The organism is Streptomyces sp. A0642, assembly GCF_004795105.1.
Lineage (GTDB): Bacteria > Actinomycetota > Actinomycetes > Streptomycetales > Streptomycetaceae > Streptomyces.
The window spans coordinates 86,652-112,195 of sequence record NZ_SSBL01000006.1 but is presented as its reverse complement, the minus strand read 5'-3'; the positions used below and the strand labels follow the sequence as shown (position 1 = coordinate 112,195).

Sequence of the window (25,544 nt, the reverse complement as noted above, 5' to 3'; positions counted from 1 at the left end):
AGACGGCAGCATGGCACCTCCCCGGCCCCCCAGGAGTTGCGCCATGACCGTAGCGGTCGTCCTGTTCACCGCCGACCTCCGGCTGCACGACCATCCCCCGCTGCGGGCGGCGCTCGGCGCCGCGGACGAGGTCGTGCCGCTGTTCGTCCGCGACAGGGCGATCGACGAGGCCGGGTTCGCCGCCCCGAACCGCCTCGCCTTCCTCGCCGACTGTCTGCGGGATCTCGACGCCGGGCTGCGTGAGCGGGGCGGCCGGCTGGTGGTCCGCTCGGGCGATGTCGTCGAGGAGGTGGGCCGGATCGCCTCCGAGACCGGGGCGGTGGACGTCCATCTTTCGGCCGGCGGCAGCGACTACGCCCGTCGCCGTGAGGAGCGGCTGCGCAAGGCGCTGGAGTCGGGCGGGCGGCGGCTGCACGTCCACGACGGCGTGGTCACCGCGGTCCCGCCGGGCGCCGTGACGCCCGCGGCCTCCGACCACTTCGCCGTGTTCACGCCGTACTTCAGGCGCTGGTCGGAGGAACGGGTACGGGAACCCTTCGCCGCACCCCGGACGGTGCGGGTCCCGGACGGCCCCGGGTCCGAGGCCGTGATGTCCCGCGAGGCGGTGTCCGGGGTGTCGCGGGGCCTGGCCGAGGGCGGCGAGCGGCAGGCCCGCAGACAGCTCACCGCATGGCTGCGCGACGGGCTCTCGGCGTACGAGGAAGGACACGACGACCTGGCCGGCGACTCCACGTCCCGGCTCTCACCGCATCTGCACTTCGGCACCCTGTCCGCGGCCGAGCTCATCCACCGGGCCCGCGCCGCCGGCGGGGCCGGGGCCGAGGCCTTCGTCCGGCAGCTGTGCTGGCGCGAGTTCCATTACCAGGTCCTCGCGGCACGGCCCGCCGCGTCCTGGCGGGACTACCGCACCCGGCACGACAGCTGGCGGTCCGAGGCGGACGCGGCCGAGGACATCGAGGCCTGGCGGCAGGGGCTCACCGGCTATCCCGTGATCGACGCGGCGATGCGCCAGCTGCGGCACGAGGGCTGGATGCACAACCGCGGGCGGCTGCTCACCGCGGGCTTCCTGACCAAGACGCTGTACGTGGACTGGCGCATCGGCGCCCGGCACTTCCTGGACCTGCTGGTCGACGGCGATGTCGCCAACAATCAGCTGAACTGGCAGTGGATGGCCGGCACCGGGACGGACAGCCGCCCCAATCGCGTGCTCAACCCGGTGGTCCAGGGCAAGCGGTACGACCCGGACGGCCGCTACGTCCACCGCTGGGTACCGGAGCTGGCGGGGGTGCCCGGGCCCGCGGTGCACGAGCCGTGGAAACTGCGCGGCCCCGGGCGTACGGACCCGGACTACCCGGGGCCGGTGGTGGAGCTGGCCCACGGGCTGGCGCGCTTCAAGCGGGCGCGAGGGCTGGACTGACAAGGGGAAGCCCCGGCCGGATCGGGGGAATCCAGCCGGGGCGGCTACGGAGTGGGCGCTCAGCGCGTCATCCACATATAGGTGAACGATAAATCATCGCGCCCCGTTCCCGGGAATCCGCACCGAGGACTGTGATCCACAGCACGGAGGACCGGGCCGGAACGGGCGGGTCACTCGCCGGTGACGGGCAGCCCGGCGCCGTAGCGACGGTGGAACCGTTCGATCCGGCCGGTCGTGTCCAGCACCTGCCGGGATCCCGTGTAGAACGGGTGGCTCGCCGACGAGGTCTCCACGTCGATGACGGGATAGCTACGGCCGTCCTCCCACGTCACACGCCGATCGGAATCCGCGGTGGAGCGGGTGAGGAAGGCCGCCCCCGCGGCGCGGTCGCGGAAGACCACCGGACGGGAGACGGGGTGGATTCGGGACTTCATGGGTGTTCCTTCCCTGGTGCGAGGACGGACGGACGGACGGCGCGGGGCCGCCCGGCGAGGGTGTGGCGACGGTCAGCGTTCCTCGCGGAACAGCACGTGCCGGCCGGCCGCGGGGTCGTACTTGCGCAGAACCAGGCGGTCGGGGTCGTTCCGACGGCTCTTGCGCGTCACATAGCTCTGACCGGTTCCTGCGGTCGAGCGGAGGGTGACGACGGGGCGGGTCTCACTGCGGGCCATGGGCACCTCCGGGCTGCTGCACCGATCCCGACCCTTGATGGGAACGGGATTCGTTTTCGTTCTGCCGATGTAACGCGGGCGCACGCGGGAGCATTCCCGGCCCCCGGCCCGCCCTCCGGACGCCACCCGGGCAGCCCCCGGCGGCCGTCACGCGGGACCGGGGCGCTCGTTGATCTCTGCGCCCGGCATTCCCGCCGACTTCCCGAGGAACGTGAGACATGCGCCCGAAGAACACCCTGACCACGCTCGCGGCCGCCGCGATGATCACCGCCTGCTCCCTCACCGCGGCCGGCCCGGCGGCCGCCGCCGGGGACACCGCCCCCGCGTGCGTGGCGCGCGAGGTCGTCAAGCAGAACAAGACCGCCTGGACGACCAACAACTGCGGCCGGAACATGCACATCCAGCTGGTGATCGACCACGGCCCCGACCGGAGCTGCTGGACCACCACCCCCGGCGAGACCCTCGAGTGGAAGTGGAAGATGGGCTCCTACGGCCGCATCGCCCTCTGCTGACAGCGCGGACAGCCCTCACGGCCGGAGCCCCCGCCCCGCGTGGGGGCTCCGGCCCGCATATGCCCGGCCGGCCCGCGCGACCGCGCGAAAGCAGCGCTCAGGGGCGGGCGCGCAGGGATCGAGCCCGGGATGACTTGCATCAACAGCCGTAGACAGCAAGGGTGTTCGAAGGAAACCGGTTCCGATCAGCCGCTGACATATGCCAGCTGCAAGAACGCATCGAGTGTTGCCAAAGCACTTACGGGCTCATGGCGGCTGTGCGACAGTCGTATCCGGTCCACCCTCACACCTGGTTGTACCGCGCCTGTATCGGAGTACGACATGCAGCCCCACCCGCCGGCGGACCGCCCCGCCCCCCAGCCGCCCGAGCGCGATGCCGTCGACGCGTTGATCAACCGGACGCACCGGCTGCGCGGCGACGTGGACGCGGTGCGGCGGGAGACCGTCCTCGTCGACGAGGACGACCCCCAGCTCCGCTGGCAGCGTGCGCTGTGCGATCTGGCGGTCCATCAGCTCGACGACCTGGGCGCCCACCTGGGACAGCTCAGGCAGGGGCTGCCGTCGGAGGCCGCGGACCGGTTCGCCGCCGGAGCCGCGCTGCCGCCTTCCCGGAACGCGACCGCCGACGAACAGGCCGGTTCGCTGATCGGCCGGGTCGGCAGCGCCGAATGGAATCTGCTGACCGACGAGGTGAGCTGGTCGCAGGAGCTGCTCCGGATCTTCGGCCGCACCGCCGAGGCGGGTCCGCTCTCTCTGGACGACCTCCCCTCCGTGCTCGTGCCCGAGGACCAGCCTCTGCTCACGGCGCTGGTGACGGCCTGCCTGGTCGACGGCAAGCCGATAGACGGCGAGTTCCGCATCCTGCGCACTGACGGCCAGACCCGCACCCTGCACATGATGGGCGAACCCGTCCTCGACGCCGACGGCTGCACCGCCTCCATGTGGGCGGTCCTGCGCGATGTCAGCGCGCTGCGCCGCAGCCAGCAGGTTCTGGACCGGACGCAGGACTCGCTGCGCCGCGAGCAGCACATCGCCAGGACCGAACGCCGGATGGCCGTGGAACTGCGGGAGGCCGTGCTTCCGCCGTGGCGGGGTTCGCTGACCCTCCCGGACCAGGGGCCCGGTTCGCTGGACATCGCGTCCCACTACCTGCCGTCGGATTCGATCGCCCTGATCGGCGGCGGCTGGTACGACGCGATGGAGCTGCCGGACGGCCGGACGCTGCTCACGGTCGGCGATCTAACCGGTCACGGCATTCAGGCGACCTCCTCCATGGCGATGATCCTGGGCGCGCTGCGCGGCATGGCCGTGGCCGGGATCGAGCCCGGAGCCCTGATGGGCCACCTGAACCAGTTAATGGAGACATCGGTCCAGCCCGCGCTCGGCAGCGCGGTGTGCTGTCGGTTCGACCCCGCCACCCGCAGTCTGGAATGGGCGCAGGCCGGACACCCGGCGCCGCTACTCTTCCGCAACGGAGCCGGGCGTCCGATTCCCCCGCCGGACGGGGTGCTCCTGGGAGCGGCGTCCGGGGTCGCCTACGAGCAGGACGAAGTGCACCTGCTGCCCGGCGACGTGCTCGTCCTGCACACCGACGGGCTCGCCCGGGGCACCGGGAGCCCGCACAACGGCCTCCGGCCTGGCACCGACACACTGCTCGGACTGGCGCCGCGCTTCGCCGAAGCCCGTACGGCGCAGGAGTGCGTACAAGCGGTCGTCGAGGAGTTCGGCGGAGCCGAGCGACTGGACGACGCGTGCGTGCTGATCGCCCGCATCGGGGCGTAGCGCGAACCGGGCATGGTGGGTGGGGAGCGGCGCCGACGCGATGGAGCGCCCCTGTGCTTCACGGCACGCTTCTGGACCGCGCCTTCTGAATCCCGCCTTCTTCGCGGCCTCTCTTCTTCCTGGACCCTTGTCGTCACGGCGCCGTCGCCGTGGCGGCCGGGATCAGATCTCTGAATTCCTGGGCCTCTTGGTGCCGGAGGTCGGCGGCAGCGAGAGCTCGATCTCCTCGCGCAGGTCCTTGATCTTCGCGTAGCCCGCGAACTGGCCCGTCAGCCGGTACATCTCGCGCAGCCGGTCCCAGGTGCGGTGCGAGGAGGTCTCCCCCATCGTCACCAGGGCGAGCCGGGCGTAACGGTCGGCCTGCTCGGGGTCGTCGGCGATGAAGCAGGCCGAGGCGAGCGAGATGTAGTCGAAGATCTTGGAGCGTTGGCGTCCGTTGATCCGCAGCTCCAGTGCCTGCTTCGCGTGGCGCTGGGCGGTGACGGCCGCCGAGGGGTCGTGTTCGGCGAGCGTGCGGAACGCCAGGGCCTGCATGCCGTGCAGATCGGCCTCGTCGAACATCTGCATCCAACTGGGCGGTGGCACATCGCCCTTGTCGGAGACGAACAGCTCCTCCGCCAGGCCGAGCGTGCGCCGCATGGCCTGCCCCCGGCCCATGGACGCCTGCGCCCAGGCCTCGATGGTGTGCAGCATCGCCTGAGTGCGGGGCAGAACCATGTCGCCCGAGCCGGATTTGGCGAGTTTCATGAGGTCGAGCGCGTCGTCGGGGCGGCCGAGGTGGACCATCTGACGGGCCGCCCTGGACAGTGCTTCGCCCGCCCGCGGCCGGTCACCGCCTTCGCGCGCGGCGTGCGCGGCGATGACGAAGTACTTCTGGGCGGTGGGTTCGAGGCCGACGTCGTGGGACATCCAGCCCGCGAGTACGGCGAGATTGGCGGCAACGCCCCAGAGACGGCGCTGCAGGTGGTCGGGGTGGCGGTAGGCGAGCATGCCTCCCACCTCGTTCAGCTGGCCCACCACGGCCTTGCGCTGGAGGCCGCCGCCGCGGGCGGCGTCCCAGGCTCGGAACACCTCCACGGAGCGTTCCAGCGCCTCGATCTCCTCCGAGCCGATGGGCGCGGCCTCGTACCGGTCGTAGCCGGCCGGGTCCGCGTGCACGGGGTCGTCGATGCGTGGGGCGTCGGCCGCCAGTACGGGGTCGGTGTGCAGCCAGTCGTGCATGGGGCCGGCGATCGTGGAGCCGGCGGCGAGCGCGGCGCCCGCGCTCACCAAGCCGCGTCGGTTGAGCATGAGGTCCATTCCCGTGAATTCGGTGAGGACCGCTGCCGTCCGCTCGGGCGCCCACGGGAGTTGATCGGGATTGTCTTCCGTCCCGGTCTCTCGCCGCTTCCCCACACGCCCGCGTCGGCCGAACCCGAGGTCCTCGATGGTCACGACACGACCGAGCCGCTCGGTGAACAGGGCTGCCAGCACCTCGGGCACGGGATCGCGCGGGGATTCCCCCATGTCGATCCAGCGCCTGACGCGCGAGGTGTCGGTCGCCAGCTGCGGGTGGCCCATGGCCGCCGCCTTCCGGTTCACCGCTCTCGCGAGTTCGCCCTTGGACCAGCCGGCGAGGCCGAACAGATCTGACAGGCGGGTGTTGGGTTCTCCGGTCACGTCAAGCCCCCAGGTTCTCGGCTGTGTTGACAGTAACCCCGTGTCAGATGCCTCGCGACTATTCGCCAGGGTTCGCCAGGGTGCGCTAGGTCGAGAGACACCCGTGCTCCGGTGTCAGGTAGGAAAGCGCCACCCCGCCCGGCAGCCCTCGGTACTCCCCAGGGTGCCGGACGGCCGCCGGCCGGGGCGGCGCACGCAACTTGTCGGCGCACGAAGGGATCTGTCTCGCCCATGTACACAGCATCGTCCTCCGTGTCCGCCCCGCCCCGGCCGCTGCGTCCCCTGGGAGGCGGTGGCGGACCGTATCTCGACCCTCGCGCCGTCGTTCCCGCGCCCGCCATCGGCCGGACCCGGCGCGTGGCAGGGCCGGGCGCCCCTTCCCTCAGCGGGAGGCTGGACCTGTCCGGCCCGCAGGGCGCTCAGCTGAGGATGGCGATCGCCTCGGTGCACCGCATCTGCCCGGAGTTCAACCCCGTGCAGGTGCTGCGGCGCAGCGGCCGTTCGGTCCTCCTCGTCGGTTCCACCGGCCGCGCGACCGCGGTCGCCAAGTGTTTACTGGACCACTCCCCCGCGTGGTCGGAGCGTTTCAGGCACGAAATAGCGGCATACCGGGCGTTCGTCCGGCACCGCCCGCCGGTCCGGGTGCCCCGGCTCATCGCCGCGGACCCGGAGAACTGCACCCTGGTCATCGAGCGGATGCCCGGCCGGGTGGCGGCGTTGACCAGGCACCCGGCGGAGGCTCCGCCCCGGGCCGATCTGCGGGCCGTGCTCGGTGCGGTCAGCCGGGTCAACGCCTGGCGTCCGCCGGCCGGTCTGTTCGACGCCCCGCTGGACTACGCGGCACGCATCGCGCGCTATCACGAGCTCGGTCTGTTCACCGACCGTGATCTGGGCGACCTGCAGAAGCTGCTGCACGGCCTGGCCCACGCCGGGGGCCGGCAGGGCATGGGGCAGTTCTGCCACGGTGACGCGCTGCTCTCCAACATCCTCCTGTCGCCGACCGGTCCGGTCCTGGTGGACTGGGAACACGCCGGCTGGTACCTGCCGGGATACGACCTGGCGACGCTCTGGACGGTGCTGGGCGACGCCCCGGTGGCGCGGCGTCAGATCAGTCAGCTGGCCCAGGTCGCGGGCCCTGCGGCGCGGGACGCTTTCCTGGTCAACCTGATGCTGGTGCTGACCCGGGAGATCCGTACGTACGAGACGGCCCTCCAGCGGGCGATGCGGGACACCACCGCGCCGGCCAGGACGGGGCAGGACCGACCGGGGGCGCTCTCGTCGAGTGAGGAGCAGCGGCTGCTGCTGCGCCGCCTGCACGACGACTGCGCCATGGCGCGGAGTGCCGTGCGCGCTGCCGTCGGTACTCGCTGACCTGTCCGACGGGGGAAATGCGCGCTGCGGGTCCGGTGCCGACACACCGGCCCCGCAGCGCGCTGTCGTGCCGCCCCGGCCCACGGGGGCGTTCGCGCTCAGTGTGCGCGGACGATGTCCACGTCGGATGCCTTCACGAAGGCGATGCGGTGGCCGATCTGGACCGTCACGTACGTTTCCTTGCCGGGGAAGTACGCGTGGTCCAGGGGGTAGGAGGAGTCGATCGTCGGTGCGTAGAAGAAGCCGGTGGGGGCCTCCCCACCGCCGGGGTAGGACTGCCCGGACTTGATGGTGTAGGGCAGGGGCGTGCCGACCCGTTGGTCCGCGAAGCCCGCCGGGTACTCGGACTTCTCCGGGTAGGCCACCCCGTACACCGGCACCTCCGCCTTGCCTGCCTTCGGCTTGACGACATAGCCGGAGGTGGGGGTGGTGGTGCGGGTACGGTCCGGGGTGCTGAACCAGGCCTTCTTGCCATACCACCAGATCGCCGTCCAGCCGGGTGCGTGGTCGGCGACGACGGCCTGCTGGGTGGCGCTGATCTTGCTGCCCCAGTCGGCGGCGCAGTTGGTGCCCGGCGAGCCGTCCGTGTGCAGACCCGGGTCGGAGAACAGCGGTGAGTCCGCGGAGGGTTCCGTGTGGAGCGGGACGGCGCTGGAGCCCTGCACGGGGAGGTCGACGCCCTTCTCGCAGTCGCGGAACGCCTGCGGGTTGTCCTTGAACCGCGGGCTGACGGTGATGAGTTCGCTGCCCTTGTGGGCGGTCGGCACGGTGGGCTTGTGGAGGAGCGCCATGAAGCGGTTCCAGTCCCAGTAGGTGCCCGGGTCCCAGTGCATGTTCCTGGTGCCGGCGGCGCTGGTGGGGGGCACCCCGTCGTGGCCGATGATGTGCTGGCGGTCGAGCGGGATGTCGTACTCGGCGGCCAGGTAGCGCACGAGTGCGGCCGTCGAGCGGTACATCTCCGGCGTGTACCACTGCGCGCCCTCGGTGGCGACGCCTTCCTGCTCGATCCCGATCGAGTGGGTGTTGAGGTACCAGTTCCCGGCCTGCCAGGCGACGTCCTTGTTCTTCACCATCTGCGTGACATGGCCGTCGCCGGAGCGCACCACGTAGTGGGCCGAGGTCTGCTTCAGCGGGTTCTGGAAGATCTTCAGGGTGGTGTCGAAGTCCTCCTCGGTGTCGTGGAGGACGATGAATTTGATCTTGTTGCTGTGCGGCCGGTCCGCGGTGTCGAAGTTGCCGTACGTCTCCTTGTCGGCGGGGTTGCCCGTCTGCTGGTAGGCGGCCGGCACCCCGTCGCAGTCGAGACCGCGCGGGCACTCCGGCCGCACCCCGTCCGCGCCGGCGTGTGCCGCGGGACTGAGCAGCGCCAGACTCAGTGCGCCGGCGGTGGTCAGCGCGCGTGCGCGTCCGGTCCTCTGCTTGGACGTCATGACAACCCTTCTTGGTGCTGGGCGTGGGCGGAGCCGTGCGTAGGGAGAGGTGTGCGTGGTTCCGATCTCGTGTTCCGTGGTGCGCGCACACTCTCCGACCCCAGGTGATGGCACGTCAAGGGCGCTGGGAGGGCAGCCGGTCGAGCCAGTGGACCAGACCACTGGCAGGTGCTCTGACCTGCGGACCGAAAGGGCCGACGGGATTCTGGCGGTGGCGCGTTACCGGAGTTTTACGCGAGGGACGGCCCGGCCGCACCGTCCCTCGAACGAGCGCACTTCTTGTGTGACTAATAGCGGCTGCGCGTGCCCCGGACGGCCGAAGGGTAGTGCTCGCGCCGACAGGACCGATCCGCGTGGCACTCACGCGGAGGCTCTTCGAAAGGCCGGACGCACATGGCACAGCCCTTCACCCTGCCGGACTTCTATGTTCCGTATCCGGCGCGCCTCAACCCGCACGTCGAGGAGGCGCGTCAGCACACGAAGACATGGGCGCGGGCCATAGGGATGCTGGAGGGTTCCGGCATCTGGGAGGAGAAGGACCTCGACTCCCACGACTACGCGTTGCTGTGCGCCTACACCCACCCCGACTGCTCGGCCGAGGCGCTGTCCCTGGTCACCGACTGGTATGTGTGGGTCTTCTTCTTCGACGACCACTTCCTGGAGCTGTTCAAGCGCACTCCCGACCGCGCGGGCGGGAAGGCGTACCTGGACCGGCTGCCCGCCTTCATGCCGATGGAGCGGGGGGCGCCGACGCCTGAGCCGGCCAACCCCGTCGAGGCGGGGCTGGCGGATCTGTGGGCGCGGACGGTGCCCGGCATGTCCGACGCCTGGCGGGTGCGGTTCGCCGAGTCGACGAAGAACCTGCTGAACGAGTCGCTGTGGGAGCTCGCCAACATCAACGAGGGCCGCATCGCCAATCCCGTCGAGTACATCGAGATGCGGCGCAAGGTGGGCGGCGCGCCGTGGTCGGCGGGGCTGGTGGAGTACGCGGCGGGCGCGGAGGTGCCCGAGGCGGTGGCCGGCGAACGGGCACTGCGCGTGCTGCGCGACGCGTTCTCCGACGGTGTCCATCTGCGCAACGACCTGTTCTCGTACCAGCGAGAGGTCGAGGACGAGGGCGAGAACAGCAACGGCGTCCTGGTCCTGGAGCGCTTCCTCGGCTGCTCGACGCAGGAGGCCGCGGAGGCGGTGAACGATCTGCTGACGTCACGGCTCCAGCAGTTCGAGAACACCGCGCTGACGGAACTGGGCCCGCTCTGCGCCGGCAAGGGCCTCGACGCCGCGCAGACGGCGGCCGTGCTCGCGTACGTCAAGGGCCTGCAGGACTGGCAGTCCGGCGGCCATGAGTGGCACATGCGCTCCAGCCGCTACATGAACGACGGAGGGGCCGAGAAGGCCACGCCCGGCTTCGGGATGGCCGCCGCGTCGATCCGTTTCACGCCCCGTTCGGAATCCGCCAGGCTGCGCAGCCATACCCATCTGCCCTACCGGCACGTCGGCCCGTCCCTGCTGCCCGACTTCGACCTGCCGTTCGGTACGTCGCTCAGTCCGCATCTGGACGGGGCCCGGGTCCGCATCGTCGACTGGGCGGACCGGATGGGGATCCTGCAGGCGCAGCCCGGGGTGCCGGGTTCCCACATCTGGGACGAGGAGCGGCTGCTGGCGATCGACCTCCCGCTGTGCGCGGCGGGGATCCATCCGGACGCCACCCCGGACGAGCTCGACCTGTCCTCGCAGTGGCTGGCCTGGGGGACGTACGGGGACGACTGGTTCCCCGTGGTGCACGGGCGGTCCCGTGATCTGGCGGGTGCCCGGCTGGCCAACGAGCGGCTGTCGCTCTTCATGCCCTTGGACGGGGGCGTGCTGCCGGAGCCGGTCAACGCGCTGGAGCGTGCCCTGTCCGACCTCTGGGTGCGCACGTCGGCGCCGCTGGACGAGGGCGGCAGGCGTGCTTTCCGCAAGGCCATCGAGGACATGACCGCCAGTTGGCTCTGGGAGCTGGCGAACCAGGCGCAGAACCGGATTCCCGACCCGGTGGACTACGTCGAGATGCGGCGCATGACGTTCGGCTCGGACCTGACGATGAGTCTGTGCCGGCTCGCGCACGGCAGGAAGGTGCCGCCGGAGATCTACGAGAGCGGCCCGCTGCGCTCCCTGGAGAACGCGGCCGCCGACTACGCCGCGCTGCTGAACGATCTGTTCTCGTACCAGAAGGAGATCGAGTACGAAGGGGAGGTCCACAACGGGGTGCTGGTCGTGCAGAACTTCTTCGGGGTGGACTATCCGACCGCGATGGAGATCGTGTACGACCTGATGAAGTCCCGGCTGCGCCAGTTTCTGCATGTCGCCGAGCAGGAACTCCCGGTGCTGTACGACGACTTCGCCCTGGACTCCGAGGCGCGGGAGGTCCTTGCCGGTTATGTGCGGGAACTGAAGAACTGGATCGCGGGCATCCTGATCTGGCACCGGGGGTGCAGGCGCTACCGCGAGGAGGACCTGCGGCGGGGCACCGGGGCCCCTTGGCATCTGAACGGTCCCGTGGGGCTCGGTACTTCGGCGGCGCAGGTGACCGCGCTGTTCGCCCGGTTGTCGGGGGCCGGCGTGTAGCGCCGGCCCGGGTGCGGCCCGTCGTGATGACCGCTCGGCGGGCCTGCCCGGCTCCCCCCTTCCACGTCGGCGGGGAAGCCGTGCGCCGGGCTCAGCCCTGCTGGAAGAGCTCGGCGGGCAACGGCTTCAGGAGGGTGTACAGATCGTCGGTGATGGGCCGGTCCCAGCTGGCGATGGTGACGAGGACACCGTCGCTGCGGTCGAACTGGACGCAGGAGATGCGGCTCTCGGAGAGCTTCACCCGGCGGACGATCATCAGGTTGTCGCCCTGCATCACGGGCATGTCCTCGGTGCCGGTGACCTCGACCGGCTCGTCGTTCTCCAGCGCGAGCAGCAGCTGGGCCACCTCGAAGGGGACCTGGCCCTCCTCGGTCTCGCGGGCGGGCGAGCCCTCCGGGAGGTTGCCGATGATCATCGCGGGGCCGCGGCCGCCGAAGAGGTCGTAGCGCAGGAAGACGCCCTGACAGCTGCCGTCGGGGGCGGGCAGCAGACCGGCGCCGAGGTTTCCGGGCCAGTCGCCCGGGTCCATGGCCAGGACGTCGAAGTCGGGGCCCGCGGGTGTGGCGGCGCTACGGCGGCGGAGGAAGGACATGCAGACATGTTACGTGTCCTGGGCCGCCCCGCCGAGCCGGGCCGGGCAGCCTCCGCCCTGCCGCGGGTCCCGCGGTGGGCCGCGGGCGGCCTCTGCGCCCCGGCCGGCCGCCGGAGCCTCGCGCCCCGGGGTCATCCAGCAGCCGACTCCGCCGCAAGCGTCTCCAGCACGGCCACGGCCTCGGCGGCCCGGTCGTACGGGACGAAGAGGTGGTCGTGGTGGAATCCGGCCACCACGTTGCAGCTGATCCCCGCATCGGTGAGGGCGAGCGAGACGGCGGCGGTCAGCCCGACGGCCTCCAGGGCCGAGTGCACACGGAGGGTGATCCAGCCGGCGACGTAGGAGTACGGCAGCCGGGCGGCAGCGGCCTCGGCCTGCGGGAGTACCAGAGTGAGGCCTTCGGCCTCACGGACCGTGACGACGGGGCGCGCGCCCTCGGGCACGACTCCGTCGGGCGCGGTCACGTAGACGTAGCGCCCCGGGTTCAGCTCCGGACGCAGGCCGCTCAGCAGGACGCGAAGATCACTCTCACCTGTCACACCCCCGACGCTACCCAGGCCGGCGCGCTGCCGCGCGTGAGGGCGTGAGGCAGGGGGGGCGCGCGCCGCCCGGTGGGCGGCCGTCAGCCCGGGTCGAACTCGCCGTGCCGGGCGTTCACCACGAAGGTGCGCCATTGCGCCGGATTGAAGACCAGCGGCCGGCTGCCGGGGCGCCCGGCGTTGCGCATCGCGATGAAGCCCTCGACGAAGGCGATCTGGACGTCGCCGATGCCCTGACTGCCGGATGTCCACCGGGCGTTGCCGAGGTCGAGATCCGGCTCGTCCCAGTGGGCCACGTGCTGCCGGGGCGTCGTCCTGGGTGCCACATCGGCTCCTCCCGCTCGTCCTTGCGGCCGGAACAGAGCCTAGCCACCGCGGGCGCTCCCGAACAGGCCGCGGTACGCGGCGGTGCGGCCTGTCCGGGCGGCTGGTCGGGCGTCGGGCGGTTCGGCCCGCGCCGCTGGTCAGGCGTCGGGCGGTTCGGCGCCGACGAGCCACATGGAGAAGAACTGCGCTCCGCCGCCGTAGGCGTGCCCGAGCGCCCGCCGTGCGCCGTCCACCTGGTGCTCGCCGGCCCGGCCCCGCACCTGGAGTGCGGCCTCGGCGAAGCGGATCATTCCGGAGGCTCCGATGGGGTTGGTGGAGAGCACTCCGCCCGAGGGGTTGACCGGCAGGTCCCCGTCGAGTTCGGTGACTCCGGCCTCGGTGAGCTTCCAGCCCTCGCCCTCGTCGGCGAAGCCGAGGTTCTCCAGCCACATCGGTTCGTACCAGGAGAACGGCACGTACATCTCGACGGCGTCGATCTCCCGGCGCGGGTCGCTGATCCCGGCCTGCCGGTACACGTCCGCGGCGCAGTCCTTGCCGGCCTGCGGCGAGACGAAGTCCTTGCCGGCGAAGAGGGTCGGCTCGCTGCGCATCGCGCCTCCGTGCACCCAGGCGGGCGGATGCGGTGAACGGTCCGCGCCCGTGCGGTCGGTGAGGATCATCGCGCAGGCGCCGTCGGAGGACGGGCAGGTCTCCGAGTAGCGGATGGGGTCCCAGAGCATGGGCGCGGCCTGGATCTTCTCCAGGGTGACGTCCGGGTCGTGGATGTGCGCGTACGGGTTCTTCAGCGCGTTGCGCCGGTCCTTGTACGCGACGAGGGAGCCGACGGTGTCCGGCGCCCCGGTCCGCCGCATGTAGGCGCGCACGTGGGGGGCGAAGAAGCCGCCCGCACCGGCCAGCAGCGGCTGCTGGAACGGGATGGGGAGCGACAGGCCCCACATCGCGTTGGACTCCGACTGCTTCTCGAAGGCGAGGGTGAGGACGGTCCGGTGCACCCGGGCGGCGACGAGGTTGGCGGCGACGAGCGCGGTCGAGCCGCCGACCGAGCCCGCGGTGTGGACGCGGAGCATGGGTTTGCCGACCGCGCCGAGGGCGTCGGCGAGGTAGAGCTCGGGCATCATCACGCCTTCGAAGAAGTCGGGCGCCTTGCCGATGACGACGGCGTCGATGTCCGCCCAGCTCAGCCCGGCGTCCTGGAGGGCGGCCACGGCGGCTTCGCGGACGAGGCCGGCGAGCGAGACGTCGCGGCGTGCGGAGACGTGCTTGGTCTGGCCGATGCCGACGACGGCCACGGGCTCCTTAGGCATGAGCGCTCTCCCCTTCGAGAACGGCGACCAGGTTCTGCTGGAGGCAGGGCCCGGACGTGGCGTGGGCGAGCGCCCGGTCGGACTCGCCGCGGTGGATGCGGGCGGCGGCCTCGCCGAGGCGGATCAGCCCGGCCGCCATCATGGGATTGGCGGCGAGCGCACCGCCGGACGGATTGACCCTGACGTCGTCGCCGAGGCCGAGCGCCTTGCGCAGGACCACCTCCTGCGAGGTGAACGGGGCGTGCAGCTCGGCCGTGTCGACGGGGCGGTCGAAGGCCCCGGCACGTTCGGCGGCGAGCCGGGCCGACGGTGATTCCGTCAGCTCGCGCACCCCGAGGCCGTGGGCCTCGATGCGGTGGTCGATGCCGCGGATCCAGGCGGGCCGGGGGCACAGGGCCCGCGCGGTGTCACCGGCGGCGAGGATCACGGCGGCGGCGCCGTCGCCGACGGGCGGGCAGTCCCCGGTCCGCAGCGGCTGGACGAGGTAGTCGCCGGCCTCGACCGCCCCGCTGAGCTGGGCGTGCGGGTTGCCGGCGGCGTCGGCGCGGCTGCGGGCGGCGATGGCCGCGAGCGCGGTCTCGTCGGTGTCGCCCGCGTCGATCAGGGCCTGGGCCTGGAGGGCGGCGAGGGCGACGGAGTCGGGCCACAGCGGTGCGGTGTAGTACGGGTCCAGCTGCCGGGTGAGGACGTCGCGCACTTCGCCGGGCGAGGACTTCCCGTACGCGTAGACGAGCGCGGTGTCCGCCTCACCGGTCCGGATCTTCACCCAGGCCTCGTACAGGGCCCAGGCGCCGTCCATCTCGACATGGGACTCCGAGATCGGCGGGTGCGCGCCCACGCCGTCCAGCGCCATGGTGAAGGAGAAGGCCCGGCCGGCGAGGTAGTCGCTGGAGCCGGAGCAGGTGAAGCCGATGTCGCTGGTCCTCAGGCCCGTCGCGTCGAGGACCTGGTGCAGGACGGGCATCAGCATCTCGACTTCCGAGAGGTCGTCGGTGCGCCGCAGGTGGTCGGTCTGCGCGAAGGCGACGATCGCTACGTCCCGCATCTAGACCAGCTCCTTGTACGCGTCGTAGTCGGCGTCGGGCTCGCCGGTGGGCCGGTAGTGGTCGGGGTGCCGGCTTCCCTCGGCCCATACGGGCTCGACGCGCAGTCCCATCCGCACCTGGTCGTACGGGATGCCGCCGATCCGGGCGTGCAGGGCGAGGTCCGCGCCGTCGAGGGCGATGTGCGCGTAGACGTAGGGCACCTCGATGTCGAGGTTCTTCGCCTTGATGTTGACGACGCAGAACGTGGTGACCGTGCCGCGCGGCCCGACCTCCACCTGCTCGGCGGTGGCGACGCCGCAGGTGGGGCAGGCGCCGCGGGGCGGGACGTACACCTTGCGGCAGGACGGGCAGCGTTCCCCGACCACGCGCCGGCCGGCGAGTGCTTCGAGGTAGGCGCTCTGGGCGCGGCCGGGTGAGTAGGTGTAGTCGAGGCGTGCGGGGGTGACGATGCCGGTGACCGGGCTCGCGAACTCGCCGGCGTGCGGTGCGGGCGCGGATCCCCTTGGCTCGCCCTCGTACGGTTCGAAGCAGGCGATGTCCGTGATGGCGCCGGTGCGCGACCCGGCCCAGCGGACGCGGACGCGCATGCCGGTGCGGACGGCGTCGGGCCCCGGTGCGTCCAGGACGTGCAGGAGTGCGGTGTCGGCGCCGTCGAGGCGGACGAGCACCCAGGCGAAGGGGGTCCCCAGGGGCTGGTCGCGGCGGGGGGACGGGTTCCAGGCCCAGGTGGTGACCGTGCCGGTGGCGGCGACCTCGACCAGGTCACGGATCTCCTCGGCGGTGACGGGGTCGTACTCGACCGGCGGGACCAGGACCTTCCCGTCACCGGTCCGGACACCGAGCACGGTACGTTCGCGCAGGCCGGTGAGGAAGGCGCTCTGTACGGGGCCGAGGGAGCGGGTGAAGGGGAACTCGACCACCAGCGGTGCGCTGAGGACGTCGGGCACGGGTGCCTCCTTGGTTGGGGAAGTGTCCGCCGAACGGCCCTGGGGCCTTTCGGCGGACCGTCGGATGCGGTGCATCGCAAGGTGGAGAGGCGCCCGCATACGGGGTGTATTCGGGCGTTTCGACAACGCGGCGAGGTGCCGTGGCTGTCGTCGCGCGCCCGCCGGGAATCACGGGACAGCCCTTAGGCCCTGCGGTAGACGGGCGGGCGCTTCTCGGCGAAGGCGCGGGCTCCCTCCTTGGCGTCGGCGGTGGAGAACACGGGCCGGCCCCGCTCGAGTTCGGCGGCCAGTCCGTCGGCCTCGGTCATCTCCGCGGTCTCGTAGACCGAGGCCTTGACCTCCTCGACGGCGAGCGGGCCGCAGGCGTTGATCTGTTCGGCGACGCCGAGGGCCGTCTCCAGTGCGGCGCCGTCGGGGACGACCCGGCCGATGAGCCCGATCCGGGCCGCCTCGCCGGCCGTGTAGGGGCGGCCGGTGAGCAGCATCTCGAGTGCGTGGGTGCGGGCGATCTGCCGCGGCAGCCGTACGGTCGATCCGCCGATGGGGAAGAGGCCGCGCCGGACCTCGAAGAGGCCGAAGGTGGCACTCTCGCCGGCGATGCGGATGTCGGTGCCCTGCAGGATCTCGGTGCCCCCGGCCACGCAGTGGCCCTCGACGGCGGCGATGACCGGCTTGCGGGGGCGGTGGTGGCGCAGCATGGCCTTCCAGTGCAGATCGGGGTCGGCTGTCATCCGGTCCCGGTACTGCTCGCCCTCCATGCCGCCGCCCGCGAGGGCTTTGAGGTCCATCCCGGCGCAGAAGCAGCCGCCGGCTCCGGTGAGGACGACGGAGCGGATCTCCTCGTCCTCGTCGGCGGCGAGCCAGCCGTCGTACAGGCCGACCAGCATCGGCAGCGAGAGCGCGTTCTTGCTCTCGGGCCGGTTCAGGGTGAGCACCAGTGTGGCGCCTTCGCGCTGCACGGTGAGGTGTTCCGTACCGCCCATGGTCTGTCTCCCGTCTCAAGGCTAGAACAGGTTGCAGTAAGCGGGGAGGCAGTTCAATAGTTTTCTGACAGGCAGTCAGTTTTCTTCCCGGACCCCCTTCCCACTTGTGCCGGTGGGCGCTCTAATGACCGCCGGGCCACTCAGCAGCCGGGGTCAGGAGGAACGGTGGAGTACAACCTTGCCGACCTGTTCGAATCGGTCGTCGACGCGGTCCCGGAACGTGAGGCGCTCGTCTACCTCGACCACCCCGGCACGGGCGCCGAGCGCCGGCTCACGTACGCGGAGCTCGACGCCGCGGCCAACCGGATCGGCCACCACCTCATCGAGGCGGGCATCGGGCCGGGTGAGCATCTCGGGCTGCACCTCTACAACGGCGTCGAGTACCTCCAGACCGTGCTGGCCTGCCTCAAGGCCCGCATCGTCCCGGTCAACGTCAACTACCGCTACGTGGAGGAGGAGCTGGTCTACCTCTACCGTGACGCGGACCTGGCGGCGCTGGTCTTCGATTCCGAGTTCGACGAGCGCGTCGCGGCCGCGGCTCCGCAGGCGCCGAAGCTGCGCCACCTCTTACGGGTGGGCGCGGACACCCACGACGCGCCCCGGCCCGAGGCGGTCGCGTTCACGGAGGCGGAGGAGGGCGGGGACCCGGGGCGCGGCTTCCCGCCCCGCTCGGCCGACGACCAGTTCATCATCTACACGGGCGGCACCACGGGCATGCCGAAGGGCGTGATGTGGCGCCAGGAGGACCTGTTCTTCTCCGGCCTGGGCGGCGGAGCGCCGACCGGTGCCCCGGTGCGGGCCCCGCAGGAGCTGGCCGAGCGGGTCGCGGCGGGCGGCGAGGGCATCACCTTCTTCCCCACTCCCCCGCTGATGCACGGCACCTCGACCCTCACCGCGTTCATCGGCTTCAACTTCGGACAGCGGGTCGTCGTGCACCGCAAGTACGTGCCCGCCGAGGTGCTCCGCACCATCGAGAAGGAGAAGGTCACGAGCGTGTCGCTGGTGGGCGACGCCATGCTGCGGCCGCTGATCGACGCGCTGAAGGGGCCGCTGAAGGGCACCGACTGCTCGTCGCTGTTCTCCGTCTCCAGCTCGGGCGCGATCATGTCCGACTCGGTGCGCGCGGAGTTCCAGGCCCTGGTGCCCCACGTCATGCTGCTGAACAACTTCGGTTCGTCCGAGTCCGGCTTCAACGGAACCGCGACCGCCGACTCCGGCCCGGAGAAGGGCTTCCGGGTCCGGGTCAACGCCCGTACGGCGGTCGTCGACCCGGCGACGTACGAACCGGTCGTGCCGGGCGAACCGGGCCGGATCGCCCAGCGCGGCCACGTACCGCTCGGCTACTACAACGACCCGGGCAAGACCGCCGAGACGTTCTTCCGCAGGGGTGACGAGCGGTGGGTGCTGCTCGGCGACATGGCGACGGTGGACGCCGAGGGCATCGTGACGGTGCTCGGCCGGGGCTCGCAGTGCATCAACACCGGAGGCGAGAAGGTGTATCCGGAGGAGGTCGAGCAGGCGCTCAAGTCCCACCCGGACGTGTACGACGCCCTGGTGGCGGGCGCTCCCGACGAGCGCTGGGGCAATCGGGTCGCCGCCGTGGTGCAGCTGCGCGAGGGCGCCGACGCGCCCTCGCTCGACGACGTCCAGGCGCACTGCCGCACCCGGCTCGCCGGCTACAAGGTCCCGCGCCACCTGGTGATCGCCGCGCAGATCCAGCGCTCCCCCAGCGGCAAGGCCGACTACCGGTGGGCCCGCTCCGTCGTCGCCTCCCGGCCCGACGCCGGCTGAGGCCGACGGGCACACGGGGGGACGACGTGAGCCATTCGGGCACGGCCCGTGTCCAACCGCCCACCCTGCGTGGCACCGGACGGGGATCGCCCATAACTTCGGCTCATGAGCAAACGACACATCAAATGCCTCCTGAGCGTCGCAGCCGCTTCGGCAGCCGGACTGGGCGTCGTCGCTCCGTCCGCCCCGGCCGCAGCCTCGGCCGGCCACGTGGTACGTCCGGGTCAGTCCATCCAGGCGGCGGTGGACGCCGCACGGCCCGGTGACACCATCGTCGTCCGGCCCGGCACCTACCGGGAGAGCGTGCTGATCACGAAGCCCGGGCTGACCCTGCGCGGCTCCGGGCCCCGCACCGTCATCGCGCCCGGAGCGAGCGGGGCACAGCCCGGCAACGCCTGCGCGAAGGCCGGCAACGGGATCTGCGTGCTGGGCACGGCCCAGCACACCGTGGACGACGTGTCCGTCAAGTCCCTGAGCGTCTCGGGCTTCGCCAAAAGCGGCGTCTGGGCGTCCTGGACGGACGGGCTCGAGGTCCGCTCGGTGACCTCCACGTCCAACGGCGTCTGGGGCATCGCGCAGCAGCGGTCCACCCGCTCCGACATCCGGCGCAACACCGCCCGGTCCAACGGGGACGCGGGCATCTTCGTCGCCAACAGCGTCGACGAGGAGGGCGGCGCCACCGACACCGGCGGGACGCGTGTCCGGGGCAACACCGTCACCGACAACCGGATCGGGTTCACCGCACGGCGCGTGCGGAACCTGACGGTGAACGACAACACCTTCGCCGCCAACTGCAGCGGCGTGTTCGTCGTGGGCGACGAGGGCACGCCGCACGCCGGCGCCATGACCATCCGCTCCAACACGATCGAGGGCAACAACAAGTTCTGCGCCGCCACCCCTCGGCTGCCCGCGATCCAGGGTTCCGGGATCGTCCTCACCGGCACCGAGTCCACCGAGATCCGGTCCAACGTGATCCGCGCCAACGTGGGCGCCACCCCGCTCTCGGGCGGCATCGTGCTGTTCAAGAGCTTCGTGGGCGCGAAGAACACCGACAACACCATCAGCGACAACCTCGTCATGGGCAACCAGCCGGCGGATCTGGCCAACCAGGACACCGGCACGGGCAACCGGTTCACCGGCAACGTCTGCGCCACCTCCGCACCGGCCGGGATGTGCTGACCGGTGTCCCCCCGCACAAGCAGAAGCGAGACGGTATGACCACCGTGAGCACCACCCCCACCCACACCACCCCCGTCCAGCCCGTTCCGACGCCCCAGCCGGCCATGCGGCTGCGCGAGATCGTGTTCGGCGCGGCCCGCTCCGCGGCCGTGCGCGCCGCGGCCCGGCTCGGCGTCGCGGACGCGCTGGGCGAGACCCCGGCCACCGCGGCCGAACTCGCCGGGGCGGTGAAGACGCAACCCGTGCCGCTGCAGCGGCTGCTGCGTGCCCTGTCCTGCTACGGCATCTTCACCGAGAACGCCGACGGCACCTTCGCCCACACCGAGATGTCCCGGCTGCTGCGCGCGGACGACCCGCACAGCCTGCGGGACATCTCGCTGTGGTGCACGGAGCCCTGGACGTGGGAGGTCTGGCCCCGGCTGGACGACGCGGTGCGCTCGGGCGGCAACGTCTTCGAGGACGTGTTCGGCAAGGAGTTCTTCGACTACCTCCACCAGGACGCCCACGAGTCGGCCCAGGTGTTCAACCGGGCCATGACGACGTCCAGCATGCAGTCCGCACTGGACGTCGCCGCCCTGCTCGACCTCACCGGGGTGTCGGTCGTCGCCGACATCGGCGGTGGTCAGGGGCACGTGCTGGCGAGCCTGCTGGAGAAGCACCCGTCGGTCAGCGGCACCCTGATGGACCTGCCGGGTGTCATCGCGCGGGCGGACGAGCGGCTGCGGGAAGGCGGCGCGCTCGCCGGCCGGGCCACCATCGTCGCCGGCGACTGCCGCGAGGGCATTCCGGTCGCGGCCGATCTCTACATCATCAAGAACATCCTGGAGTGGGACGACGACAGCACTCGCCGGGCGCTGCGCGCCGTCATCGCGGCGGCCCGTCCGGGGGCCCGGGTCGTCGTCATCGAGAACCTCGTCGACGACACACCGTCGATGCGGTTCACCACCGCCATGGACCTGCTGCTGCTTTTGAACGTCGGCGGCGCCAAGCACACCCGCCAGAGCCTCGTCGACCGGCTGTCCGACGCCGGGCTGAGCATCGGCGAGATCCGGCCGGTCAACCCGTACCTCCACGCGTTCGAGTGCGTGGTCCCCGGCTGACGCCGCCTCATGTGAAAGGGCCCCGGGACCGGCCTTGCGGCCGGTCCCGGGGCCCTTCACGTGGTCAGGCGGTGGAGTCCGCGCTCCTGCCTGTCACGCGGTCAGGCGGTGGAGTCGCGCTCCCACCGGTAGAACTCCTGCGCCATCGCGTCCTTCGGTCCACGCCAGGTCTGCGGGTCGTAGGGGCTGACGAAGGCCGTGAGCCGGTCGCTGATGTCCTTGAACGCCGGATGGTTCGTCACCTTGGCGATCTCCGGGCCCGGCGGGCGCTCGGACTCGATCAGGTGCAGATAGACGTCGCCGAACTGGAACAGCTTGCGCCGGGTGACGCCCACCAGGTGCGGCAGCTCACTGCTGTCGGAGGCGGCGAACAGCTCGGCGATGTCCGGCGCCGATTCCGGCGCCATCCGGGCGACGATCAGAGCGTGGTGCATCGGGTGGGGCCTTTCTGGTACGCGGTCCGGGGCCCGGCCACGAGGGCCGGGCAGCCGTCCGTCGGCAGGCGGTGGGTCAGTTGGCCGGGACCGCGGCGGTGCGGCCCTCGCGGTCGCGCTGCTCGATCTTGTCCCGGATGAGTTCCATCTGGACCCGGGAGTTCCGGTTGATGTTCTCGGTCATCCACGCGTCGTCGACCGGGGCGTCGGGCCGCATCGCGAAGTCCTGCGTCCACCGCATGCGGGTGCCGCCGGGCGCCTCGGAGTACTCCCAGTGGATGTCCATGTGCTGGAACGGGCCGGGCTCGACGCGGCGGGCCCGGACGGTGCGTCCGGGCCGGTCCGTGGTGCGCTCGGAGACCCAGCTCCACACCTTGCCGTTCTCGTCGGGGTGCATGGTCAGACGGAAGACGGTCCGCTCGCCGTCCCGCTCGATGACCTCGACCGAGGCGTACTCGCTGAACAGCCGCGGCCAGTTCTCCAGGTCGTTCGTCATGTCCCAGACGAGGTCCAGAGGGGCGGCGATGACGATCTCGTTCTCGGTGTGTCCGGACACTTCAGGCTCCTGTCATGAGGCTGTTGTTGACGAGGTCGAGAAACTCGCGGGGGGTCTTGCAGCGGTCCGCGTCGGCCGGCAGCGGCCGCCCGTGCCGGTTCTCCAGGACGCCGACGATGCCGAGGAGGCCGAGCGAGTCGAGGCCGAACTCGTCGAAGGCCGTCTCGGACCGGTTCTCCATCTCGCGGGGGTCGACGGTCAGTCCGGCCCCCTTCTTCATCAGGGCGGCCAGCTCTTCGTAGGTCAGTCGGTCGGTCATGAGGGCTTCTCCTTCTCACGAGGGGTGTCGGGGTGGCTCATGCGGGGCGCCGGAGCACCATCGCCGCGTTCGAGCCCATGAGGCCGCGGCTGAGCACGAGGGCCGTGCGCAGTTCGGCGGGACGGGCCCGGCCCATGACGAGGTCGAGGTCGTGGCACACCTCGAAGACGTTGGGCGTGGGCGGGATCAGGCCGTTCTCCATGGCGAGGACCGCGGCGGCCGCGTCCAGGACGGGGGCTCCGCAGTAGGCGCGTCCGATGCCGGTCTTGGGCGCGGTCACCGGTACGCGCCGGCCGTGCCGTCCGAGCGCGTCGGCCAGGGCCAGCGCCTCGGCCCGGTCGGCCGCGGGTACTCCGAGGGCGTCCGCGAAGACCACGTCGATCTCCTCGGGTGCGCAGCCGGCCTCCCGCAGTGCGCCCTCGATGGCGTGGGCGAGTCCTTCGCGGGACTCCTCCCAGCGCATCGCGGTGGTGAACGTGGCCGCGTGACCGGCGAGTTCGGCGCGGACCCGGGCGCCACGCTCCCGGGCCACCGTCTCCTCCTCGACCACGAACATCGCGCCGCCCTCGGCGGGCACGAATCCGCAGGCGTCCGAGGTGAACGGGCGGTAGGCCCGCGCCGGGTCCTCCGCGGTGCTCAGGTCCCGGTAGCCGAGCTGGCAGACGACGGAGTAGGGCGCGAGCGGGGCCTCGGCCGCGCCGACGACCACCGCGTCGGTGCCGCGCCGGACGGACCGGTCGGCGTGCGCGAGGGCGTCGAGGCCGCCGGCCTCGTCACTGGCCACCACCGCGCACGGCCCCTTGAAGCCGCCGCGGATGGAGATCTGGCCGGTGCTGGCCGCGTAGAACCAGGCGATCGACTGGTAGGGGCCGACGTACTTGGAACCCTGGCCCCACAGGCGCTGCAGCTCGCGCTGGCCGAACTCGCCGCCGCCCGATCCGGCCGCGGTGACCACGCCCACGCTGAACGGCGCGTCCTCGTAGTCGGCGCGGCCCAGCCGGGCGTCGTCCAGGGCCATGTCGGCCGCGGCCATCGCGAAGTGCGTGAACCGGTCGGTCTGCACGAGGTAGCGCTCCTCGATCAGCGAGACGGGGTCGAAGCCCCGGACCTCGCCGGCCACGTGCAGCGGCAGTTCCTCGCACCCTTCGCGGGTGACCCGGTCCAGAACGCTCATGCCTTCCTGGGTCCGCTTCCAGAAGGCTTCGGTGTCCGTGCCGTTGGGGGCGACGACGCCGATGCCGGTGACGACGGTGCGCCGGGCCTTGCGGGTGCTCATGGTGTCCTCCCACCGCTTCTGGTCAGGGCCACCGCGGACTGGAATCCGCCGAATCCGCTGCCCACCGACAGGACGCTGCGCAGTTTGAGCGGACGTGCGGTGCGGGGCACGTAGTCGAGGTCGCACTCCGGGTCCGGGGACTCGTAGTTCGCTGTCGGCGGCACCGTCTGGTGGACCAGTGCCAGCACGCAGGCGGCGATCTCTATCGCGCCGATCGCCCCGAGCGAGTGGCCCACCATCGACTTGATGGAGCTCATGGGGACGTCGTAGGCGTGCGCTCCGAGCGCCCGCTTCACGGCGGCGGTCTCGTGCCGGTCGTTCTGCTTGGTGCCCGAGCCGTGCGCGTTGACGTAGTCGATGTCGGCCGCGGCGATCCCGGCGTGTCCCAGTGCCCGGTTGATGGCCTCGGCCATCTCCAGGCCCTCGGGGGTCAGCCCGGTCATGTGGTACGCGTTGCCGAACGTCGCGTAGCCCGCGATCTCGCAGTACACCGTGGCGCCGCGGGCGCGGGCGTGCTCCAGTTCCTCCAGGACGAGTACGGCTCCGCCCTCACCCATCACGAAGCCGTCGCGGCGGGAGTCGAAGGGCCGGGAGGCGTGCTCCGGGTCCTCGTTGTTGGCCGAGGTCGCCTTGATCGCGTCGAAGCACGCCACGGTGATCGGCGTGATCGGGGAGTCCGACGCGCCGGCGATGCACACGTCGACGCGGCCTTCCTCGATGGAGTGGAAGGCGTAGCCGATCGCGTCGAGACCGGAGGTGCAGCCGGTGGAGACGGTCTGCACCGGTCCGTGCGCGCCCACCTGTTCCGCGACGGCCGAGGCCAGGGAGCTGGGTGAGAAGGCGCGTTCCAGATGGGGCCCGGCCGGGCGGTGGTCGACGTCCCACCGTGCTCCGCTGCCGCTGACGGCGACGTAGTCGTGCTCCAGCCGGGTGGTGCCGCCGACCGCCGTGCCGAGCGAGACCCCCATGCGCCAGGGGTCGGTCCGCTCCGGGTCCAGGCCCGCGTCGGCGAGCGCCTCGCGGGCGGCCACCATCGCGAACTGCACGTAGCGGTCCGCGCGGGCGACCTCCTCCTCGTCCAGTCCGTACGCCGCCGGGTCGAAGTCGCACTCGGCGGCGATCCGGGACCGGAAGCCGGCCGGGTCGAAGAGGGTGATGCCCCGGGTCGCGGTGCGGCCGTTGGAGAGGAGGTCCCAGAAGGCCGGGGTGCCGATGCCGCCCGGGGCGACGACGCCGACGCCCGTGACGGCCACGCGCCGGGTCATGAGGCGGCCTCGGTTCGTTCTGGCGGCGCGCCCCGCTCGGCGGACTCGGTGACCTCGGTGTCGACGTGGCCGAGTTCCGGGCGGGGCGCGAGCGGGCCGAGATGGAAGACCATGCGCGCCTCGACGTCACCGACGTTGCGGAAGCGGTGGCGTACGTTCAGGGGAATCAGCAGCCCCTGGTCCCGTCGCATCGCGTACGGCTCGCCGTCCAGGTCCACTTCGAGCAGCCCGTCCACGACGTAGACGAACTCCTCCGAGTACGGGTGGTAGTGCTCCGCGATGCGGTCGCCGGGCTGAATGATGGCCAGCCCCATGAAGCCGCTGGTGGCGCCCACGGCCGTCGGGGTGAGAAGGGCGCGCAGGTCACCCCCGCGCCTGGTGTTGGGCTGGGTCTCACTGAGGTCCACGATGCGTGGCCGGTGCATGGTCATGAGTGCTTTCCTCCTGGCGCATGGCGCGTTGAGTCGACGGGTTGAGCGAGAACCCCCCAGGGTGCT

The 25,544-nt window shown here is 71.5% G+C and carries 25 protein-coding genes; 8 read left to right on the top strand and 17 right to left on the bottom strand.

Annotation, left to right across the window (positions count from 1 at the left end; all coding sequences use genetic code 11):
- Positions 1–43 precede the first annotated feature (43 nt).
- The gene (locus tag E6R60_RS14120; protein ID WP_136326894.1) at positions 44–1,417 is read left to right on the top strand and encodes a deoxyribodipyrimidine photo-lyase; all 1,374 of its coding nucleotides are present in this window, start codon (positions 44–46) and stop codon (positions 1,415–1,417) included.
- A gap of 170 nt (positions 1,418–1,587) precedes the next feature.
- Here E6R60_RS14120 and E6R60_RS14115 read toward each other — a convergent pair whose 3' ends face one another.
- Positions 1,588–1,851 carry a type B 50S ribosomal protein L31 gene (locus E6R60_RS14115; RefSeq protein WP_136326893.1) on the bottom strand — a complete coding sequence of 88 codons (264 nt, stop codon included), beginning with the start codon at positions 1,849–1,851 and terminating at the stop codon, positions 1,588–1,590.
- Between the two features lie 72 nt (positions 1,852–1,923).
- Entirely contained in the window at positions 1,924–2,088 is a 165-nt protein-coding gene (gene rpmG, locus E6R60_RS14110; protein WP_136326892.1) for a 50S ribosomal protein L33, read from the bottom strand.
- 218 nt (positions 2,089–2,306) lie between these two features.
- Here rpmG and E6R60_RS14105 point away from each other — a divergent pair, with 218 nt between their 5' ends.
- Entirely contained in the window at positions 2,307–2,600 is a 294-nt protein-coding gene (locus E6R60_RS14105) for a hypothetical protein (protein ID WP_136326891.1), read from the top strand.
- Between the two features lie 321 nt (positions 2,601–2,921).
- Positions 2,922–4,382, top strand: a complete 1,461-nt coding sequence (locus E6R60_RS14100; RefSeq protein WP_136326890.1) for a SpoIIE family protein phosphatase — start codon at positions 2,922–2,924, stop codon at positions 4,380–4,382.
- A 162-nt stretch (positions 4,383–4,544) separates the two neighbouring features.
- On the opposite strand, the gene E6R60_RS14095 is transcribed toward E6R60_RS14100, so the two are convergent.
- Complete coding sequence (locus E6R60_RS14095) at positions 4,545–6,041, bottom strand: hypothetical protein (protein ID WP_136326889.1); 1,497 nt, start codon at positions 6,039–6,041, stop codon at positions 4,545–4,547.
- Between the two features lie 231 nt (positions 6,042–6,272).
- Here E6R60_RS14095 and E6R60_RS14090 point away from each other — a divergent pair, with 231 nt between their 5' ends.
- Positions 6,273–7,412 (top strand): aminoglycoside phosphotransferase family protein, encoded by a 1,140-nt coding sequence (locus tag E6R60_RS14090; RefSeq protein WP_136326888.1) that lies wholly within the window; start codon positions 6,273–6,275, stop codon positions 7,410–7,412.
- 98 nt (positions 7,413–7,510) lie between these two features.
- Here the strand turns inward: E6R60_RS14090 and E6R60_RS14085 are convergent, their stop codons facing one another.
- Complete coding sequence (locus E6R60_RS14085; protein WP_136326887.1) at positions 7,511–8,842, bottom strand: peptidoglycan recognition family protein; 1,332 nt, start codon at positions 8,840–8,842, stop codon at positions 7,511–7,513.
- Between the two features lie 393 nt (positions 8,843–9,235).
- Here E6R60_RS14085 and E6R60_RS14080 point away from each other — a divergent pair, with 393 nt between their 5' ends.
- Entirely contained in the window at positions 9,236–11,449 is a 2,214-nt protein-coding gene (locus tag E6R60_RS14080; protein ID WP_136326886.1) for a germacradienol/geosmin synthase, read from the top strand.
- A 91-nt stretch (positions 11,450–11,540) separates the two neighbouring features.
- Here E6R60_RS14080 and E6R60_RS14075 read toward each other — a convergent pair whose 3' ends face one another.
- From E6R60_RS14075 to E6R60_RS14045, 7 genes are all read right to left on the bottom strand, one after another.
- Positions 11,541–12,041 carry a hypothetical protein gene (locus E6R60_RS14075; RefSeq protein WP_136326885.1) on the bottom strand — a complete coding sequence of 167 codons (501 nt, stop codon included), beginning with the start codon at positions 12,039–12,041 and terminating at the stop codon, positions 11,541–11,543.
- Positions 12,042–12,172: 131 nt separating this feature from the next.
- Positions 12,173–12,580 carry an ACT domain-containing protein gene (locus E6R60_RS14070; protein WP_136326884.1) on the bottom strand — a complete coding sequence of 136 codons (408 nt, stop codon included), beginning with the start codon at positions 12,578–12,580 and terminating at the stop codon, positions 12,173–12,175.
- Positions 12,581–12,663: 83 nt separating this feature from the next.
- Complete coding sequence (locus tag E6R60_RS14065) at positions 12,664–12,906, bottom strand: DUF397 domain-containing protein (protein WP_136326883.1); 243 nt, start codon at positions 12,904–12,906, stop codon at positions 12,664–12,666.
- A 138-nt stretch (positions 12,907–13,044) separates the two neighbouring features.
- Positions 13,045–14,211, bottom strand: coding sequence for a thiolase domain-containing protein (locus E6R60_RS14060; RefSeq protein ID WP_136326882.1), 1,167 nt, complete (start codon positions 14,209–14,211; stop codon positions 13,045–13,047).
- Positions 14,204–15,256, bottom strand: a complete 1,053-nt coding sequence (locus tag E6R60_RS14055) for a thiolase domain-containing protein (protein WP_136326881.1) — start codon at positions 15,254–15,256, stop codon at positions 14,204–14,206. Before E6R60_RS14055 ends, E6R60_RS14060 begins: the two co-directional genes overlap by 8 nt.
- Positions 15,257–16,204 carry an OB-fold nucleic acid binding domain-containing protein gene (locus E6R60_RS14050; RefSeq protein WP_136326880.1) on the bottom strand — a complete coding sequence of 316 codons (948 nt, stop codon included), beginning with the start codon at positions 16,202–16,204 and terminating at the stop codon, positions 15,257–15,259. It abuts the gene before it with no gap.
- Between the two features lie 182 nt (positions 16,205–16,386).
- Positions 16,387–17,187, bottom strand: coding sequence for a crotonase/enoyl-CoA hydratase family protein (locus tag E6R60_RS14045; RefSeq protein WP_136326879.1), 801 nt, complete (start codon positions 17,185–17,187; stop codon positions 16,387–16,389).
- Positions 17,188–17,352: 165 nt separating this feature from the next.
- Between E6R60_RS14045 and E6R60_RS14040 the strand changes: the two genes are divergently transcribed.
- The 3 genes from E6R60_RS14040 to E6R60_RS14030 all read left to right on the top strand — a co-directional run bounded on the left by E6R60_RS14040 (position 17,353) and on the right by E6R60_RS14030 (position 21,257).
- Complete coding sequence (locus E6R60_RS14040) at positions 17,353–18,978, top strand: acyl-CoA synthetase (RefSeq protein ID WP_136326878.1); 1,626 nt, start codon at positions 17,353–17,355, stop codon at positions 18,976–18,978.
- A gap of 105 nt (positions 18,979–19,083) precedes the next feature.
- A complete protein-coding gene (locus E6R60_RS14035; protein WP_136326877.1) occupies positions 19,084–20,157 on the top strand; it encodes a right-handed parallel beta-helix repeat-containing protein in 1,074 nt (357 codons plus the stop codon).
- A gap of 35 nt (positions 20,158–20,192) precedes the next feature.
- Positions 20,193–21,257 carry a methyltransferase gene (locus E6R60_RS14030; RefSeq protein ID WP_136326876.1) on the top strand — a complete coding sequence of 355 codons (1,065 nt, stop codon included), beginning with the start codon at positions 20,193–20,195 and terminating at the stop codon, positions 21,255–21,257.
- Between the two features lie 101 nt (positions 21,258–21,358).
- Here E6R60_RS14030 and E6R60_RS14025 read toward each other — a convergent pair whose 3' ends face one another.
- The 6 genes from E6R60_RS14025 to E6R60_RS14000 all read right to left on the bottom strand — a co-directional run bounded on the left by E6R60_RS14025 (position 21,359) and on the right by E6R60_RS14000 (position 25,478).
- Positions 21,359–21,691 (bottom strand): TcmI family type II polyketide cyclase, encoded by a 333-nt coding sequence (locus E6R60_RS14025; RefSeq protein WP_136326875.1) that lies wholly within the window; start codon positions 21,689–21,691, stop codon positions 21,359–21,361.
- Between the two features lie 76 nt (positions 21,692–21,767).
- Positions 21,768–22,247: an SRPBCC family protein gene (locus E6R60_RS14020; protein WP_136326874.1), complete on the bottom strand. Its 480-nt coding sequence runs from the start codon at positions 22,245–22,247 to the stop codon at positions 21,768–21,770.
- Between the two features lies 1 nt (position 22,248).
- Positions 22,249–22,506 (bottom strand): acyl carrier protein, encoded by a 258-nt coding sequence (locus E6R60_RS14015; protein ID WP_136326873.1) that lies wholly within the window; start codon positions 22,504–22,506, stop codon positions 22,249–22,251.
- Between the two features lie 37 nt (positions 22,507–22,543).
- On the bottom strand, positions 22,544–23,782 hold the full coding sequence (locus E6R60_RS14010; protein ID WP_136326872.1) for a beta-ketoacyl synthase N-terminal-like domain-containing protein: 1,239 nt from the start codon (positions 23,780–23,782) through the stop codon (positions 22,544–22,546).
- The gene (locus E6R60_RS14005; protein ID WP_136326871.1) at positions 23,779–25,047 is read right to left on the bottom strand and encodes a beta-ketoacyl-[acyl-carrier-protein] synthase family protein; all 1,269 of its coding nucleotides are present in this window, start codon (positions 25,045–25,047) and stop codon (positions 23,779–23,781) included. Before E6R60_RS14005 ends, E6R60_RS14010 begins: the two co-directional genes overlap by 4 nt.
- Positions 25,044–25,478, bottom strand: coding sequence for a cupin domain-containing protein (locus tag E6R60_RS14000; RefSeq protein ID WP_136326870.1), 435 nt, complete (start codon positions 25,476–25,478; stop codon positions 25,044–25,046). Before E6R60_RS14000 ends, E6R60_RS14005 begins: the two co-directional genes overlap by 4 nt.
- Positions 25,479–25,544: the final 66 nt, after the last annotated feature.

Bases quoted from the DNA above. Each gene is read 5' to 3' on its own strand.
- E6R60_RS14100 (WP_136326890.1), top strand. From the start codon at position 2,922: ATGCAGCCCCACCCGCCGGCGGACCGCCCCGCCCCCCAGCCGCCCGAG.
- E6R60_RS14055 (WP_136326881.1), bottom strand. From the start codon at position 15,256: ATGCGGGACGTAGCGATCGTCGCCTTCGCGCAGACCGACCACCTGCGG.
- E6R60_RS14005 (WP_136326871.1), bottom strand. From the start codon at position 25,047: ATGACCCGGCGCGTGGCCGTCACGGGCGTCGGCGTCGTCGCCCCGGGC.
- E6R60_RS14090 (WP_136326888.1), top strand. From the start codon at position 6,273: ATGTACACAGCATCGTCCTCCGTGTCCGCCCCGCCCCGGCCGCTGCGT.
- rpmG (WP_136326892.1), bottom strand. From the start codon at position 2,088: ATGGCCCGCAGTGAGACCCGCCCCGTCGTCACCCTCCGCTCGACCGCA.
- E6R60_RS14015 (WP_136326873.1), bottom strand. From the start codon at position 22,506: ATGACCGACCGACTGACCTACGAAGAGCTGGCCGCCCTGATGAAGAAG.
- E6R60_RS14025 (WP_136326875.1), bottom strand. From the start codon at position 21,691: ATGCACCACGCTCTGATCGTCGCCCGGATGGCGCCGGAATCGGCGCCG.
- E6R60_RS14035 (WP_136326877.1), top strand. From the start codon at position 19,084: ATGAGCAAACGACACATCAAATGCCTCCTGAGCGTCGCAGCCGCTTCG.
- E6R60_RS14075 (WP_136326885.1), bottom strand. From the start codon at position 12,041: ATGTCCTTCCTCCGCCGCCGTAGCGCCGCCACACCCGCGGGCCCCGAC.
- E6R60_RS14010 (WP_136326872.1), bottom strand. From the start codon at position 23,782: ATGAGCACCCGCAAGGCCCGGCGCACCGTCGTCACCGGCATCGGCGTC.
- E6R60_RS14060 (WP_136326882.1), bottom strand. From the start codon at position 14,211: ATGCCTAAGGAGCCCGTGGCCGTCGTCGGCATCGGCCAGACCAAGCAC.
- E6R60_RS14080 (WP_136326886.1), top strand. From the start codon at position 9,236: ATGGCACAGCCCTTCACCCTGCCGGACTTCTATGTTCCGTATCCGGCG.
- E6R60_RS14085 (WP_136326887.1), bottom strand. From the start codon at position 8,842: ATGACGTCCAAGCAGAGGACCGGACGCGCACGCGCGCTGACCACCGCC.
- E6R60_RS14115 (WP_136326893.1), bottom strand. From the start codon at position 1,851: ATGAAGTCCCGAATCCACCCCGTCTCCCGTCCGGTGGTCTTCCGCGAC.
- E6R60_RS14105 (WP_136326891.1), top strand. From the start codon at position 2,307: ATGCGCCCGAAGAACACCCTGACCACGCTCGCGGCCGCCGCGATGATC.
- E6R60_RS14120 (WP_136326894.1), top strand. From the start codon at position 44: ATGACCGTAGCGGTCGTCCTGTTCACCGCCGACCTCCGGCTGCACGAC.
- E6R60_RS14000 (WP_136326870.1), bottom strand. From the start codon at position 25,478: ATGACCATGCACCGGCCACGCATCGTGGACCTCAGTGAGACCCAGCCC.
- E6R60_RS14045 (WP_136326879.1), bottom strand. From the start codon at position 17,187: ATGGGCGGTACGGAACACCTCACCGTGCAGCGCGAAGGCGCCACACTG.
- E6R60_RS14030 (WP_136326876.1), top strand. From the start codon at position 20,193: ATGACCACCGTGAGCACCACCCCCACCCACACCACCCCCGTCCAGCCC.